Here is a 16749-nt window from a genome sequence, read left to right on the forward strand (position 1 = left end):
ATAACATGGATATGAAATTTATTAACAAAAAGACATTCTTACTGTCCTTTCTACAGATTTTCATTTCGCTGATGACCTTCGGGCAATTTGTAAGCCCTTCGCAGTATTTTCATGATACGCAGGGGAATATAGATGTAAATGAAGGAGGACAGCTTCAATTTAATATGGCAATCGATCTACCGCCCGGCGTTAAAAATGTATCTCCGCAGGTAGGTCTTGTTTATCTGAGTGGCGCTGGGAACGGTACTGCGGGGTACGGGTGGAATATTTCGGGTATTACATCTATCTCCAGGGTTGGTAAAAATATAGAAAAAGACGGTGAATTTAAGGGCTTACAGCTTGATTATTCTGATTACTACAGTTTTAACGGTCAACGTTTAATTTTAAAATCAGGCGAGTACGGTAAAGATGGAGCGGAGTACGTAACGGAAAAATTCTCGAACACAAAAATTAAGTCTGTAGGTTCGATCATGGGTCAAATCTGGAGTGGGCCGGAATATTGGGAGGTTACTTTAGCAGATGGTTCACAGGCATGGTACGGAGCAACAGCTTCGGGAAGTAGTAATGCCAGAACTCCTCTGGAATATAATATTGTTAAGTGGAAGGACACACAGGGAAATTACATCTCGTATGACTATCTGCAGGGCAGCGGAACGAATGTTTCATTGATCTCGAGTATAAAATGGGGCGGCAATGAAAGTCTGGGAAAAGCTCATTATAACGAGGTTCAGTTCAATTATAATGGGACATATACAAGGCAATTAATCGAACAATCCTACGTCAATGGAATCGCTTTAATACAGGACAAGCTACTGAACAGCATTGTGTCAAAGACTAATAACTTACAGTACCGGAAATATGAAATCACATATAAATTAGATGTTTCAAAATATCAGTTTGTCGATAAGATACAGGAGTTCAGTGCTGACAACCAGCCAGCAAATCCGATCGAATTTCACCGTAATGAAAATCAAAGTGGTGCCACAGGTTCAGTCTCAGATGGTACATGGACTCCGTTTCGCGAAATGGCCCTTAGTGGTGATTTTAGGGGGATACACAGCACCGATTTTATTGTATATAATAATGCTTGGGGAGGTAATCCCACGGGATATTATTTAAGTACAGGTGGTAATACTTCGCCACTTTATTATTTAGGAACAGAAAATGTATACAACGGCGCGATTCCGATAACTATTAAAGACAGCAATAATTATACGAGCAGCCGGCAGGGTTTTGTTTCATATACACTAAATTCCACAACAAAGGATGTAACACTGAAATATTATCTTATTGACCTGACAAAACCTATTTCCTATACGGGTTCAGGTTTTCTCTATCCCAATGCGTTGACCCTTGTGGAGACTAAAGTCATTCCGGGAAGCCAGTGGAGCGAAACAGAGCACACATCGACAACAAATCCTTTAACTTATTATGATAAAACATCGTCTATCAGAAAACTGCTTCAATATGACATTGATGGCGATGGCATTTCTGAGGTACTGATTGAAAAATCGATCCGCATCACCAATACATGGTGTCCCGGTGGTGGCGGAGGTGGTACCGTTGATCCTAGTTTAGATCCAAACGGACGGCCCATCAATTGCGAGAGTTCCAGCATAGATGAAACAAAATATTTCGTTGCCAAGCAACAGGACAGCACATTTCCATATGTTGAATTTTACCTGACCAAAAGTGAGGACATTGTCATGGGAGACTTCAATGGTGACGGTCTTGATGATATAGCGCAATCCAGTCCGAATTGGGGTTCTACGGTAAATGGTGAATTTGTACCTGCTAATTTATTACAGGCTTATAATGTTAAAAAAGATGCCCAGGGGAATTACAGTTTGGTTGAAGTCTACAATGCGGACTATTTGGGCTTATCGGCGAGTGTACAGGTAGCAGATTTCAATGGCGATGGAATTTCAGATCTATTTAGCAGAACGAATGTTAACAACCATTACTTTGTGAATCTGAACAACGGTAAAAGCTTTGAGAAAACGCCATATTTCAATGATTTTAATGCTACTGACAGTTATACATCATCTCAAAATGGTTATTATTCAACTGCAAAGGTTTTGGACATCAATGCCGATGGAAAGTCGGATATCATAGATTTTAGTACAAGCTATAATATCGCCTCACCGACATCAGCAAGTTCATCTTTTACTATCAAGGTTCGTCCGAGCCAAGGTTACGCGAATGGTAAGATACAATTTGGTTCCGATACCCCGGTAACGAATAATTATAATGCACCTCTTATTTACAGGGAACTTTTGGGACTAAGGCAGAATGAGTTATATCTGTTCAGACCCAGTAATTCAAATGTGGGGGGCATAAACAATTATTATCATTTTTCCAACCTGCAGAGGGCAATGGTGGAAAGAATAAATCAGGCAGGAAGGGGAACCTTAATCAGCTACGATGCAGGGATAAGTGGATGTGCAGCGTGTTATACAGGTGTTAAAAATGAACAATATCCATTGATGGAGCTGGCGAATGTAAATTCACAACTGGTTTCAAGGATTTCTGAATGGGGTAATCAGCCTAACAGCGGCAGATTTAAATTGTTCCGCTATCGTGGCCTTATTATGAACCTGCACAATAGAAAGACGATAGGTTTTCGACAAATAGCAAGTTCAGCATGGAATACAACTATTTATCCTGCAAACACTTTACTTAGTACGCACGTATGGTCCGGCGTGGAAACCGACCCACTTAACCAGGGTGCAACCATTAAGGAATGGTCGATCAGAACCAACGATGAAACTAAAGTATTTCCAGCGGATATTTCTGAAAACAATAATCAGCTTTTAAGTTTTAAATCTACGGTCTATCAGACGGACAAACTTGTTGACGGACAAATAGTGACAACTGTCAACGATGGCAACAGGGCTAAAGTTGTAACGGCAATTTTTCCGAAAACAACTAGAGCGAAAGATTTTATGACGGGTGCGGTTTCAGAAAGTACCGCGACTTATGGCGATTTTTACCTTCCTTCTCAGACCCTATCTAAACTTAATACCTCATATGCAGTTAAGACTACCAATTACCTGTACGCCAATAATCAAGCTGGAACTGGGGCAAATTATTATGTCGGACGTCCGGTATCAAAAAATGAAACTGTACAGGCTTATAGTGATATACAGTCGAACAAGGAAGAGTACACCTATGATAATAACAATCTAAAAACGGTAAAAAAATGGAATAGGGACAACTCGGGTTATCTGCTGGATACATTTTCCTATGATGGCTTTGGTAATGTAACGCAAAGGGTTACGAGCAACAGTATTGATTCCAGTACGGAAAGTAATGGTAAAGTATATGATGCAACGGGACGCTTTGTATCCAAGCAGACTGATAATCTAAACTTAGAGACCAATAGTACTTATAATATCTGGGGGAAACTAGAGACTCAGACAGACCCTTTCGGAATTGTTGTTACCAATACATATGATTCATGGGATAAAATGTTAACCTCAGCATCAAATTTAGGTGGAACTACTACCTATCAATATGACAAGGATAATAAATATAATGTAACCATTACTCAACAGGCTGCGGATGGGAATATGACCAAAACTTTTACAAATGAATGGGGTCAGGTCTATAAAAAATCCAGCAAGGCATTTGCCCAGGGACAGTTCATTTCAAAAGATACGAAATATGATATTTTGGGTAGAAAGACTGCTGAAAGCGAGCAGTATTTCGACAGTGGTTCCCCTACATTATGGAACGTAATCACTTATGACGATACTGTCTATCCGGTGAAAGTGACCACAACTGGTTTAGCTACCTTAAACGCTTCTGGAGCCATAAGCTCATTTGTTGGAAAGAAAGTGGAAACAGTAACTTCCGGAGTAACCGTTACCACAACTGAGGTTAATAATTATAATAAGGTTACCTCAAAAACTAGCGATATACTTGGAAACATCATTTCCTCAACAGACAAGGGAGGAACGATCCAGTTCAGTTACAATGCTGCAGGACAGCAGATCAAAGCGAAATATGGTGAAAATACGGTCAGTACAAAATATGATGTATGGGGCAGAAAGTCCGAACATAACGATCCATCCAATGGCGTGTATAAATATGAATTTGATGGATTAGGAAAAGCAAAAAAGACGACCAGTCCTAGGGGAACAAAGGAATTTGTCTATAATAATCTTGGGCAATTAATATCCCAGACCGAATTTTCAACAATTGATAGTGGTCAGACCACTAACAAAAGCATTTCTTTCGGATATAACACCAAGGGACAGCTTACCTCAAAGTCCGGCACAGTTGCAGGTCAGGCTTTCAGCACCACCTTTACTTTCGATACTTATGGTAGACCATTATCTTCAACAGAGAACAGCAACGGGAAGAAATACCTTGAAAAGAATATCATTTATGATAGTAAAGGAAGAATATCTTCTTATGAAAAAGAACTGCAGTCTGCTGGAGTTACGACCAATGTAAAGATCGAAAATGTTTACAGCTCGTGGAACGGTGAACTTTATCAGTTAAAGGAAAAAAATTCAGGGAAGATCTTGTGGGAACTGCAGACCAGCAATTCAAAAGGGCAGGCGCTGACAGCCAAATTAGGTGGTACAAATATTCTAAATTCTTATAATGAAGCGACAGGTTTCCTAACTGAGATCAAGCACTCCTCAGTGGTACAGCAAAGTATTTTAAATATTAAATATACGTTTGATGCTGTTAAAAATGAACTGAAGCTCAGGGAGACATTAGGTGATTTCAATATTTCAGAATCATTCAATTATGATGAAAACAACCGTCTGATCAACTGGACTGATCCGAGAACGGGACAGCTTTCTCAAAATACCTATGACGTTAAGGGTAGAATCCTTCAAAATGACCAGGTAGGTACGATGAAATATGAAAATCAGTCTAAGATTTACCAGCCGACGGGAATGACATTGAATGCCGCAGGAACACAGAATTACAACGGTGATCTTATTCAATCGATACTTTACAACGAGAATAATGATCCTGTACAGATCAATGGCGAAAAAGACCGTATCAGTTTCAAGTACGGGCTAGGTTCGATGAGGCAGCGTGTCGATATTATTAAGTTAAAACAGTTCGGCGGTGGAGATCCGGGAGATCCACCCGTGGAGTCTTTTTCAACAGGCGAGAACTTAGAACCTCTGCCACCAGTTTGGCAGGTTCAGGAATCTAAATTTTACAATGAAGACGGAAGTTTTGAGATTGTATTCGACCAGACAACAAACCAGGAAAAGCATATTATTTACATTGCTGGCACCCCTTACGAATCGAACATAGTTTTCTTAAAGAATTTTGGGGAGAGTACTGGATCATTTAAATTTTTGCACAAAGACTATCTGGGAAGTATCCTGGCGATCACAGATGAAGCCGGCAATAAGTTAGAGCAAAGACATTATGATGCCTGGGGGAACTTTACTCACCTAAAGATAGGTTCCGGAGCCGTTATTACGGATAAGGCAACGCTGAAAACGGCAAGCCTACTACTTGATCGTGGATATACCAGCCATGAGCATTTTATGCAGGTAGGTATTGTGCACATGAACGGAAGACTGTATGATCCGCTATTAAGAAGATTTTTGAACGCGGATGAAAATATCCAAGATCCTACGAACACGCAGAACTATAATAAATACGGTTATGTAATGAATAATCCGTTATTATATAATGATCCAAGCGGGGAAATATGGGGTTGGTTAATTGGTATGGTAGTGGGAAGTTACATTAGCGGGGTTCAGGCCAATCATGGACAGTTGAACCCTGTAAAATGGGACTGGAAACAGACCTGGACAGCTGTTGTGGGTGGTGCATTTGCCGGAGCAGCAATTGGGCAGAGTATTCAGAATATAAGTGTCAATGGAACCAAATTCGTACAAAACTCCGTAGTAGGCGCTGTTGGAAGTATCTTTAATGGGTTAGCGACCGGACAGAATATCTTTAAGAGTGCGTTGGTAGGATTTACGGGATTAAGCTATTCCTTTAATATAGGTGGGAATAATGTGACCTCTACAGAAGGTATTGCTGATCGATTTAAGTACATTATATCCCCAGATTACAATCAGAGCGGTTCAGATGTTGATGTTTTTGGCGGGTATATGCCTTTAACATGTTAATTCGCATATAAATACCCCCAGCAATTCGCATTAAAATGCCACCACCTTAAACAATTAAGGTTTTACTTGTTGAGAGTATAATAAACTCTCAGCGTTATGTATAAAGTGGCTATGTACAATACGATAAAAACACTTTTGGAACACGGCAAATCTTTGCGGGAGATCTCAAGGGAACTTGGGATGTGCCGCAAGACCGTTTCGCGTATCCAAAAAGCGCTGCTGAATGGAGATTCAGCTCCGAGGCAGCAGTCCCGTTCCAGTGGTCTTGAGGTATTTCATGAACAGATCGAGCATTATCTGGCCAGTGGACTTTCGGCACTGCTGATCCACCAGAAATTGATCCAGCAGCATGGGCTTACCCTGTCTTATTCGAGTGTCGCCCGTTACATTGGTAAATTCAAGCGGGCAGAATGTTTTGTTCCGCTGCACAGCCTTCCTGGTGAAGAGGCACAGGTCGACTTCGGCTACTTTGGTGAGTTCCGCAGGAATGGCCGTGGTGTTAAGGTCTGGGTGTTCAGTATGGTACTCAGCCATAGCAGGCAATCCTATTATAAGGTTGTTACCAGTCAACAGGTCCGGGAGTTCCTGGACTGCCACATCAGTGCTTTTGAATATTTTGGGGGTGTCCCAAAAATGGTCAAGCTGGACAACCTGCGCTCGGGTGTAACCAAGGTAGATCTCTACGAACCCACCCTACAGGCACAGTATGCGGAATTTCTCAGTTATTATCATTGTGCGGGTATTGCCTGCAGACCCCGCCGGCCAACAGACAAAGGTAAAGTAGAGTCTTCCATAAAATATGTCAGGAACAACTTTCTGAAAGCCTTTGAAAGCAAAATCTATGAGGACCTGATCTGTGGTCTGCGCGTATGGAATGATGAAATATGCAATAAACGTGTCCACGGCACCACCAGGCGCAGGCCTCATGATATCTTTCTTGAATCGGAGAAAGCTGCGCTGCAGCCCCTGCCTTCCAGACGTTTCCAGATACAGGATGTCAGCCACCGCAGGGTAAACCGTATGGGACATGTCGCCTATAAGCAGAATTATTATTCGGTTCCGGCTGACTATATGGGCATGAATGTAAGGCTGGAGAGTAACGGTACGATACTTCGCATCTATGACAGCTCACGACAGATCGCCATGCACCAACTATCCGACAGCATAGGCATGTTTGTCAGTCTTGCGGCGCACCGCCCCAGGGAAAAGAGAATGGTCAGCAAGGAAGAATACCGTGAAATGATGGGGCAGATAGGTCCAAATGCGTACACTCTGTTTGATCGACTTGTGGAAGAAGTGCCGACGCACTGGGGCAAGATGACCCAGGGTATACTTGCGCTGAGAAAGCGCTTCACTTTGGGCCAGATAGAAAGATCATGTGCACGCGCACTGCACTTTCACGCCATAAGCTACCAACAGGTCAAACGGATATGCGAGAATGCGATGTACGACCTGCCCCGGGAAGATGTGCTGACAATGGGCTTCTCGGACGAATTTCAGCACGAACTCAGTTATTATGACACTCTTACAAATTAATGGATATAAATATGGAAAATCTAAAAACACAGCTCCGCACTCTTAAACTCGCGGCCATCTGTCAGAACCTCGAGCTGCGTAACAGGTACGCGCTACAGCACAAGATCGGTTACATTGAATTTCTTGAGCTTCTGGTGGAGGATGAAATGGCCAACAGGCAGACCAACGGATATATAAATAAGCTCAGGGAATCAAAACTCGACACGCAGAAGGTATTGGACTGTTATGATTTCAGCTATCAGCCCCAGGTTGACAAAAGGCAGATCTATGATCTGGCCAGCTGCCGGTTCATAGACCAGAAACATAATGTGGTATTCATGGGGAAACCGGGGGTCGGAAAAACGCACCTGGCCCATGCAATCGGGCTGGAAGCTGTAAAAAAAGGTAAGCGGGTACTTTTCATCCATACCAATGAAATGGTCGAAAAGCTATATTCCTCCCGTGCGGACGGATCCTATGCTGCGACCATCCAGAAGTTCCTAAAACCGGACCTGCTGATACTGGACGAACTGGGCTTCAAAAAAATGCCGCAGTACAGCATGGAAGACTTCTTTGAGATCATCAGAAAAAGATACGAAAACGGTTCAATGATCATTACCACAAATAGGAACTTTGAAGACTGGGGGACACTTTTCGGGGACAAAGTAATCGCATCGGCGATAATAGACCGCATAGTGCACCATGCCACAATCGTCAAACTAAATGGAAACAGTTACCGTATAAAGAACCTCCTGGAACTGAACGGAATGTTTGAAGACGACCCTAAGGAAAAATCAAAAAGGGGAAGACCCAAAAAGTCAGAAGATCAAGAAAATTATGAAAATAATAATGAATAGAATAATGGTTTTTTTTGTGAAATTAGTGGTGGCATTCTGATGCGAACTAGTGGAGGCATTCTAATGCGAAGTGACAAACAAAGGAAATATATGCACAGTACATTCTTGGAAGGGGAAGAGGACAGCTGAGTGGAACTGACGAAAATTATTTAGGGCACATGTTTGAAAAGGTATTTATAGATTGGGCTCAGTTTAATATTGGACCTAATGTAAAGGATAATACGATCGGAAAAAATTACTACGGTACCGTTCCTGATGCGACCTCACCATTGGCAACCGATACCAATTATGTGCCTGACGGCGTATTTTATGAAGTTAAGAATACTTTTAGAAATATTGGAATAGCAACTGCGCAGGTAAAACGAGAAATGAATGCATTATCAATCAATAATTTGACGCACGGAATTCCGGGCGGCGTAATGATCATCGCTTCTCCTGCAGGGGTTAATCTGACAGGCCCACTGATGGGATATGCTAGAAATTTAAACATCGATCTTGTTCATTTTTACAGTATGTATAGAATGGAAGGGAGTTTGATGAAGGTTCGCTTTATGACGTCCTCAATCATAAACCTATTTAATACAGCGGTAAAATTGGGTGGTACGAGTGTACCTGCTTATAGAACTCCAAATTAAAAGTCATGAACATAAAAAAAATTACACTAATTTTATTTCCGATAATATACATGAATTTAATGGGACAGCAGAATTTTAAAATCGTCGAAACAAATTATAATCTCAATGATTTTGAGGCAGTCAGGAAAGAACTGCAGAATTATGAATTTTTCAAGCAAAACCTAAATACGCATAAGACTTGTACAAAGCACAAGGAGAAAAGTGAATTTAGAGTTATGGCTGATGGTAATAAGAAATTCTTTTTACTGTTTGATAAGGAAGATAATGCTTTGGAGTTTTTGGATTCTACGGAACGTTACGATTATGGAATTTTGGAAACAGACTTGCAGGAGGAGCTGGAAAAAATCACTGCTGAAAATATCGATGAAAAATCTGCCGAATTTCTGGCACGTTTTAACAAAGCATTTAAATTGCAGGTGGATTATGATCCAAATGAATCTGACTTTTCCACAATTAATGAAAAGGTCAAAAAAACGGTCTGGGACAAGGAAAGTCGTTTTCTGCTCAATTTTTATATGATGGAGGTTACAAAACGTAAATTTAACTTTCCTAACTGGAGTTTTGAGGAGGTTAATACTTTCAACCCGTTTTACGTTCCTCTATATGTTGGAAGGGACGGCAAACCGCAAAGTTACAATCGTCTTTTAGACCCAAAAACAAGGAAGCATTTTGATTTCAAAATGTATCTAGGACTTTAGATATTTAATGACAAAAGCAGGGTTACCTGCTTTTGTTTTTTTATATATAATTTGGAAGTAAAAAGCATATTGTAAAACATTTATGCCTCTTTTATTTAGCGCTTATACTTCATAATTTAGTTCAGGTACGCCTTCATACACAAACGCTTTTGTTGGCGTTCCGGTGGTCTTAAATTCCTTCTCGATCGTATAAGCTTCCATTTCGCTTGACTTGATCTGGTAAGTTGCCAATTCGGTAATCTGTTCTTCAGTTAGATCTGACATCATCCATTCCCAAGCGAGTTCATCAGGAAGCATTGTAGGCATACGGTTTTTTGAGTTGTGGATCTGCTTCATCAGAGAGTTCGCTTCGGTGGTTACAAGCGCAACTGTGTCAACTGTTTCACCTGTTTCCTTATCAGTCCAGTTCTGCCAGATCGCAGCAATAAAAAAATATTCTTTATTTATTAATCCGATATGATATGGATATTTATCTGCTGTTTTTAGGGGCTGGTTTGTTTTCTTGTTCAGACGGTAAATATGTCGCCATTCATAAAATTCGCTGGATAAAATTAGACATCGTCTTTCAAGCGCTGCCTTGCGAAACATTTTCTCACGTCCGGTATTTTCATCCTTCAAAAGAAGCTCCTCACCTTTGGCATTTAATGTGGTGTAAGCTTGATGCCATTTTCCTGCGCCGTCCTTATAGCCAAAACGCATTTTTTTTACATCGTCTCTATTTTTGATATAAGATGGTATAAATCCCCATTCCATCTGTACGATATCAAAATTGCACTTGTCCTCTGTGGGTCTAAGTACCGCAATATTTCCGTAATTAAAACCTTCATGTATTTCCTGATCCAGAAAGTCATAGTTCATAACTGCTTTTTCAAGATCCATTAGTCTTATGAATTCCTCCCGTGATACGCGTTGTCCATTATAATAACACATAGCTCTATTCTTTTAAGTGTTTATTTATTTCTTTGCCGTAAAACTCAGCTTCCTTTTGTCGTCCCTGTGGAATGCTCGTCCAGATTTCTCCATTCCAGGTTTTTGCCCTTGAAATAACCAACGGGCTACGGCTGTCACTAAAAACCAGCCTAAAAACTTGCTGATCATGTACCGTATGCTCAATTACAGCAATTTTCACGCCCTGAACTTCAATTTCGAATTTATTATTTTCAAAAAGGCTTCCCATTTCAGTGTTTATTTGTACTATATTAAATTTACCGATTAAAATTCATATGTAACGATTATCATTTTTGATCAGAGATAGTGTTGTTATATTTATTGGTAAATTGGAGGTAATAAGGTATGCAAATAGAACAGTTGAAACCTGATAGTATAAAAAAAATATGTTTGCGCACAGAAACCTTGAAGGATTTTTGACCCTTAACTTCAATGACTTTCTGACAGTAAATTAAAAGTAATGATCCTTTAACATGAAATTATTAAAACTTTTAAAATGGAGTGCCGTTCAGATTATATGCCATTATCAATTCAAATTAATTCTTTTTTTGGGCTGGTATCTGTCCCGGCCCTTTAAGACTTTGTAACTCATTTAATTTTTTAGCTATGAAGAGTATAAACTTTGACAATTCACATATCTATGTTGGCAGCTTGGGTAGATTTAATTTTAGGCCTTCAGTTGATGCCGTCTATTTAGACGTATCTATCTATTTTAATGATGGCTCCCTTTCAACCGCTAATATAGAGGTTATCAATGAGGATCAAATTGTTCTCTATGTTGCTTTCTACAGTACTGCTGCCGGAACTTTAATAACGGATAAAGTATGGGTCTTGGAGAGTGTCGAAAAATCAGATGTATGGAAGGTGACAGGCAAATATAATGTTAGTTAAAAGCACACTTAACTATTTCAGCAAATTTAAAAACTTTATTAAATTTATATAGTAGCAATGATGCTCCTGAAAGATGGATGCGATTAATTCTATAATTTTTTGCAACTGTTCACTATTTTCTGGTAAAATCCCTTAAACTTAAGTATTCCTAGTGCAATGAATCTGTAAAAATATTTGATATTGTTGTAAAAGTAATTTTATCAGGGTTAATATGCTAGAAATCATTCGACAATCAATTGTAAACTAAACGTCAATATATTTTTAGTACCTTAGCTACTATATGATATCGTTGATGGGGGAGAAGCTGTTGATTTTACCATATTTGTACATTTAAATATTAAAATTATGCGTGAAGTCAGTTGCCATGAAGAGAAGATCCATTTGTGTGGAAAAATACAGTATTTCGGATATCTCATCATATTTGAAAACAACGTATGTATCGCAGCCAGTGAAAATTGTCCTGATATTACAGGTCAGGATTTGCAATCGATTTTGGGTTTAAAAGTTGATTCCATTTTACAAACTGTGGTTCCTGAGCTTGAACTTACAAGTGAAAAAATTGAAGAGCAAATCTCAGGAAAGATATTTTACAGATTTGTGGAACGTGTCACAATCAATAATAAAAAATATTTTCTAAGTCTGTATAAGGACAAGGGGAAGTTATATCTTGAAATCGAAGAATGTAACCCCCAATCTATTAAAACTACCAAACTATATTATTATGCCAAGTATATTGAAGATCAAAGTCTGGGGAACACTTCATGGCAGGCGCTTACTGAACTGATCAAAGAAATTATTGGTTACGACCGGGTAATGGTTTACCAATTTTTGGAAGATAAAAGTGGTAAAGTTATCGCAGAGAGCAAAAGTGCTGATCTGGAATCTTTGCTCGGCTTTAGGTATCCTGAATTTGATATACCGTCCCAAGCGAGAGAGCTTTACAAAGTTTTTCATGCACGGCACACGGCGGATATCGACGGAGACACTTTTGAAGTTTTTGGGCGTGCAGCGGAAGAGATCGATCTTAGCAAGAGTAGTGTTAGGGCACTTTCACCTTTGCATCTTCAATATCTCAGAAATGCAGGAGTGGCTGCCAGTGCGAGTTTTAGTATTATTGTTGAGGGTGAACTATGGGGGCTGGTTGCTTGCCAGAACAGGGTTCCCAAGCATGTTGACCTTTCCCAGAGACATTTATCTGTCTTTCTCACGCAGTATGCGGTAAATTATTATCTGGCGGAGTTTCAGAAAGAACGAGTAGGTTTTCAGAAGGGCTTAGCTGAGTTGGAAAGGGATCTGAAAAGTGATCTACTTATCAAGCGTGATCTATACGGAGTCCTAGAAAATTATGCTGCCAGGATCATGGAGCTTGTAAATGGGCAAGGCTTGATAATCAAATATGACCGTGGAATAAAAGCAATAGGCGAGGTTCCGGGCAAGCAGTATATTAAGCAGATAGAAAATAGATTGTCTGACGAAGAGTTCTTTTACACAGATAAATTTCTGTATGAAGGAATGACACTTGAAACGTCATTGTTTCCCGGAGTAATTCGTATCAGTATTTTACCCAGTAACAATTGGTACCTTTATATTTTTAGAAAAGAGCGGATTATAGAAGAAACATGGGCGGGGAAGCCTGAGAAGGTAATGAATGTTGACCAGGAAAGAAAAATCTCCTTTCCATCTCCACGATCTTCATTTGAAGCATGGAAAAAAATTACAAGAGGAAAAGCCGAAAAGTGGAGTTCCTCTGAAATTATTTTCATTGAGAATATTGCACACAGCATTCGGCAGGCTATCGCCCAGAGAGGTGGAGAAATTGATGAACTGAATAAAAAGCTGGTTCAGTCCAATAATGCACTTGATACGTTTGGTTATACCTTAACCCACGATCTTAAAAACCCAATGACAACCATCCAATTAACTGCGCAGATGATATTATATAAAAAAGAAGTATCAAATGAAGTGCTGCTAAAATCCATGAAGAATATCCTCGATAGTACCAAGCTCATGGCCGATATGATGGATAAGGTTTATAAGATGTCAAAGGTAAACAATGTCGAATTTGTGCTTGAATCGATAAACCCACAGTCGAAGATATTAAATATTGTAGAAACCTGTAGGCAACAGTATGAAGTGCAAAATCTTGAATTTGTTATGGGTGAAACGCTTCCAATCATGGGGGAGAGGACATTGATTTATCAGCTATTTCTAAATCTTGTCGGTAATGCCATTAAGTATAGTAGCAAGGAAATGTACCCGAAGGTTGAGGTTTACAGTGTAAGGAATGGGATTTCCATATTTTACTATATTAAAGACAATGGTATCGGAATGGATCTAACGCACGGTGATAAAATTTTTGAGATTTTTAATAGACTGCCAAATACAGAGGGATATGAAGGCTCTGGAATTGGTCTTTCTATAGTGAAGCAGATTGCTAATAAAGTCAATGCCGTTGTTACTGTAGAGAGCGAAATGAAAGTAGGTACAGTTTTTTGTGTAGAGTTTAAAAACCCCACAATTTAAATTTTTTGTGATAGAATTTTAGATTCGTTTGTTAGTTCACAACTATAAATATAGAGGCCGAGAATTTTTCTTGGCCTTTTAATTTTCCTCTCAAAAAATTAAATTGTGAATACTGCTAACTAGGAATGGATAGGACGACTAAGGAAAGTCAGATCCAAATAGGTACTGATTATATCATGGCATAAATAATTTGCAGCTGAACAGAAACTCGTGTGCAGTTGACAAATGATATGCTATATGAAAAATAAGACTTCAAATAAAAAGGTGAAATCGATGAATAGTCAGATGTTAAAATTTTCGACATTCATTGAATTGGAGGAAACGCCCATTGAGGATTTTATGGCTACTTTACGCAAGTCAGGAATAGAAGCAACAGAATCTGAAGCTGTTGAAATGCTACAATTTTTGGAGCTTCTTGTAAGAATTACTATTAAGGAATTTTTCTTGCCCCAATAATTTTTTGTAATTTTGTTATACCGCTACATAGTGTAAATTATTATTAATCAGATTGTTGTATCGGTGTTTTTGATCAGTTGTATAATAATTTAAATTAAATTCCTAATGAATGAGAATGTACCTATAAAGGTTGCTGACCTTTATATAAGGATACCTGCATTGCATGATTCCAACGGCGACTTTTTGTATCAGGACCAGCTGTACCAACTAGAGAATTATTGTCTGGAAAAGGTATTAGAGATCGGGAGAATTGTGGTTGATCGTGGATCAGCGGGTAGTTTTGATAGATTACAATGGAGTGAGTATCAGTCTTGGGTTGAAGATACACAAAACTCTAAAAGTGAACCAAGATTTCTGCTGTTTACCAGTTGGGATCGTTTTAGCCGGAATAGTGCGCAAGCATATAATATGATAGAGCATCTTGAAAGATTTATGATTTATCCCAAATCCTTAGCAGACAAAGAGCCAATTAATATTTACAAGGCGGTTGTGCTGGGTAGTTTCTCACAACTATTGATATAGGGTGCTAATTTGTGAGGTTATTAAATAATAATGGATAAAATTACTTTGTATGTATAATAAAAATAGTTTGATAAGAGTAGCAGACCTGTACATTCGAGTTTCAACCGATGAACAGGCTGAAAGAGGATACTCTCAACGTGATCAAGCTGAGCGGTTGAGAGAATATTGTACGCGGATGGGACTAACGATTGGCCAGACAATTTTTGAGGATCATTCCGCAAAAAACTTTGAACGACCAGAATGGTCGAAATATTTTGATGGTCTAAAGAAAAGGAAAAAAGAGGCAAGGGAGGCAAGATTGTTATTGTTTACCAAATGGGATCGTTTCAGCAGGAATACCGGGGATGCTTATCAAATGATCAAGGAACTTGGTAGGCTATCAGTAGAGCCACAAGCCATTGAACAGCCCCTGGATTTACGTGTTCCCGAGAATAGAATTGTTCTGGGAGTATATTTGTCCACACCTGAAGTCGAAAATCTTAGAAGGGCAATTAATGTCTTTAATGGAATGAGAAGGGCAAGAAAGGAGGGAAGGATAATGGGATTGCCACCGTATGGATATATTAATAGGTGTACGGAAGATGGGACAAAATATATAGGCGTAAAGTATCCAGAGGCTGAAAATATTATATGGGCCTTTAATGAAATTGTAAAGGGAAAATTACCTTCTGAGCATGTTCGGTTACTAATGAATAAAAGGGAGGGAAAAAACCTTACCAGGAATGCATTTATGGTAGCTGTAAGAAATCCTGTATATGTAGGTAAGGTATTTATTCCAGAACATGAGAATGAGGAAGCACACTTTGTAAAAGGTAAGCATTTGCCACTGATTGATGAAGAATTATTTTACCGTGTGCAGGACGTACTAGACGGGAAGAGCCGAAGATCAAATGTAGAAGTTTCCAAAAACAAGGTTCTCAACAATGAAAGTTTTCCACTTCGAGGAGTACTGGTCTGTCCAAGATGTGGAAGCCATCTAACGGCAAGTCGGTCGAAAGGAAATACAAAATATTATAGCTATTATCACTGTAATTCTAAATGTGGATTTCGGCATAACTCGGAAGCTATAAATAATAGTTTTATCGATGAATTGAAGCGATTTGACATTAAGGTAGGGATGAGGGAACAATTAGGTAAGATGTTGTTGAAGAACTATAAAAGATATTGCGGTTCAATCGATGATGAACGGAAGGAAATTGTAGAAGAAATAGAAAAGCTAAATCTTAAGCAGGCTAAGGCGCGTGATCTGTTTTTGACAGACAGACTTGATGAGGAAGATTATGCAGAAGTAAAAGTCGAATGTCGTAAAAAGTTAGAAGAGCTTGAAGAAACTTTAAAATCTTTAACTAGGGCATCCAAGGATAATGATATACCGGGTAAGCTGAAAAAGGCACTTGATGCTATTTCAGGAATCTCCGAAAGGTATAAAAATAGTGATATTGAGGATAAGCGAAAAATAGCGAGTTCGATTTATCATGGTAAATTAGAGTTTGATGGCAGAAATTTTCGAACTCCAATTTCAAATTCATTTTTACAGCTTATAAGCCTTACTAATAGTGGTTTAGAGGATAAAAAAAAAGGT

At 39.2% G+C, this 16749-nt stretch carries 11 protein-coding genes and 1 pseudogene; 10 read left to right on the forward strand and 2 right to left on the reverse strand.

Going from position 1 to position 16749, the window contains the following annotated elements; translation table 11 throughout:
• Window positions 1-11: 11 nt before the first annotated feature.
• The 5 genes from KKI44_RS20710 to KKI44_RS20730 all read left to right on the forward strand — a co-directional run bounded on the left by KKI44_RS20710 (window position 12) and on the right by KKI44_RS20730 (window position 9827).
• Window positions 12-6122 carry an RHS repeat-associated core domain-containing protein gene (locus KKI44_RS20710; RefSeq protein WP_250902111.1) on the forward strand — a complete coding sequence of 2037 codons (6111 nt, stop codon included), beginning with the start codon at window positions 12-14 and terminating at the stop codon, window positions 6120-6122.
• Between the two features lie 111 nt (window positions 6123-6233).
• On the forward strand, window positions 6234-7658 hold the full coding sequence (gene istA, locus KKI44_RS20715) for an IS21 family transposase (RefSeq protein ID WP_180268491.1): 1425 nt from the start codon (window positions 6234-6236) through the stop codon (window positions 7656-7658).
• Window positions 7659-7669: 11 nt separating this feature from the next.
• Entirely contained in the window at window positions 7670-8494 is an 825-nt protein-coding gene (gene istB / locus KKI44_RS20720) for an IS21-like element helper ATPase IstB (protein ID WP_084106828.1), read from the forward strand.
• Between the two features lie 158 nt (window positions 8495-8652).
• Complete coding sequence (locus KKI44_RS20725) at window positions 8653-9129, forward strand: hypothetical protein (protein WP_214588955.1); 477 nt, start codon at window positions 8653-8655, stop codon at window positions 9127-9129.
• Between the two features lie 5 nt (window positions 9130-9134).
• A complete protein-coding gene (locus KKI44_RS20730) occupies window positions 9135-9827 on the forward strand; it encodes a hypothetical protein (protein WP_214588956.1) in 693 nt (230 codons plus the stop codon).
• A gap of 102 nt (window positions 9828-9929) precedes the next feature.
• Here KKI44_RS20730 and KKI44_RS20735 read toward each other — a convergent pair whose 3' ends face one another.
• Together KKI44_RS20735 and KKI44_RS20740 are read right to left on the reverse strand one after the other, a co-directional pair.
• Window positions 9930-10757: an SOS response-associated peptidase gene (locus tag KKI44_RS20735; protein WP_214588957.1), complete on the reverse strand. Its 828-nt coding sequence runs from the start codon at window positions 10755-10757 to the stop codon at window positions 9930-9932.
• A gap of 4 nt (window positions 10758-10761) precedes the next feature.
• Window positions 10762-11004 carry a hypothetical protein gene (locus KKI44_RS20740; RefSeq protein WP_214588958.1) on the reverse strand — a complete coding sequence of 81 codons (243 nt, stop codon included), beginning with the start codon at window positions 11002-11004 and terminating at the stop codon, window positions 10762-10764.
• 377 nt (window positions 11005-11381) lie between these two features.
• Between KKI44_RS20740 and KKI44_RS20745 the strand changes: the two genes are divergently transcribed.
• From KKI44_RS20745 to KKI44_RS22885, 5 genes and pseudogenes are all read left to right on the forward strand, one after another.
• Window positions 11382-11666 carry a hypothetical protein gene (locus KKI44_RS20745; protein ID WP_214588959.1) on the forward strand — a complete coding sequence of 95 codons (285 nt, stop codon included), beginning with the start codon at window positions 11382-11384 and terminating at the stop codon, window positions 11664-11666.
• Between the two features lie 345 nt (window positions 11667-12011).
• Window positions 12012-14189, forward strand: coding sequence for an ATP-binding protein (locus KKI44_RS20750; protein WP_214588960.1), 2178 nt, complete (start codon window positions 12012-12014; stop codon window positions 14187-14189).
• A 237-nt stretch (window positions 14190-14426) separates the two neighbouring features.
• On the forward strand, window positions 14427-14645 hold the full coding sequence (locus KKI44_RS20755; protein ID WP_214588961.1) for a hypothetical protein: 219 nt from the start codon (window positions 14427-14429) through the stop codon (window positions 14643-14645).
• A 105-nt stretch (window positions 14646-14750) separates the two neighbouring features.
• Window positions 14751-15167, forward strand: coding sequence for a recombinase family protein (locus tag KKI44_RS20760; RefSeq protein WP_214588962.1), 417 nt, complete (start codon window positions 14751-14753; stop codon window positions 15165-15167).
• 49 nt (window positions 15168-15216) lie between these two features.
• A pseudogene (locus KKI44_RS22885) lies at window positions 15217-16161 on the forward strand (recombinase family protein); the annotation flags it as partial.
• Window positions 16162-16749 lie beyond the last annotated feature (588 nt).

It is taken from the genome of Chryseobacterium sp. ZHDP1 (assembly GCF_018603435.1).
In the GTDB taxonomy this organism is placed as follows: Bacteria; Bacteroidota; Bacteroidia; order Flavobacteriales; family Weeksellaceae; genus Chryseobacterium; species Chryseobacterium indicum.

Bases quoted from the DNA above. Each gene is read 5' to 3' on its own strand.
- KKI44_RS20710 (WP_250902111.1), top strand. From the start codon at position 12: ATGAAATTTATTAACAAAAAGACATTCTTACTGTCCTTTCTACAGATT.
- istA (WP_180268491.1), top strand. From the start codon at position 6,234: ATGTACAATACGATAAAAACACTTTTGGAACACGGCAAATCTTTGCGG.
- istB (WP_084106828.1), top strand. From the start codon at position 7,670: ATGGAAAATCTAAAAACACAGCTCCGCACTCTTAAACTCGCGGCCATC.
- KKI44_RS20725 (WP_214588955.1), top strand. From the start codon at position 8,653: ATGTTTGAAAAGGTATTTATAGATTGGGCTCAGTTTAATATTGGACCT.
- KKI44_RS20730 (WP_214588956.1), top strand. From the start codon at position 9,135: ATGAACATAAAAAAAATTACACTAATTTTATTTCCGATAATATACATG.
- KKI44_RS20735 (WP_214588957.1), bottom strand. From the start codon at position 10,757: ATGTGTTATTATAATGGACAACGCGTATCACGGGAGGAATTCATAAGA.
- KKI44_RS20740 (WP_214588958.1), bottom strand. From the start codon at position 11,004: ATGGGAAGCCTTTTTGAAAATAATAAATTCGAAATTGAAGTTCAGGGC.
- KKI44_RS20745 (WP_214588959.1), top strand. From the start codon at position 11,382: ATGAAGAGTATAAACTTTGACAATTCACATATCTATGTTGGCAGCTTG.
- KKI44_RS20750 (WP_214588960.1), top strand. From the start codon at position 12,012: ATGCGTGAAGTCAGTTGCCATGAAGAGAAGATCCATTTGTGTGGAAAA.
- KKI44_RS20755 (WP_214588961.1), top strand. From the start codon at position 14,427: ATGAAAAATAAGACTTCAAATAAAAAGGTGAAATCGATGAATAGTCAG.
- KKI44_RS20760 (WP_214588962.1), top strand. From the start codon at position 14,751: ATGAATGAGAATGTACCTATAAAGGTTGCTGACCTTTATATAAGGATA.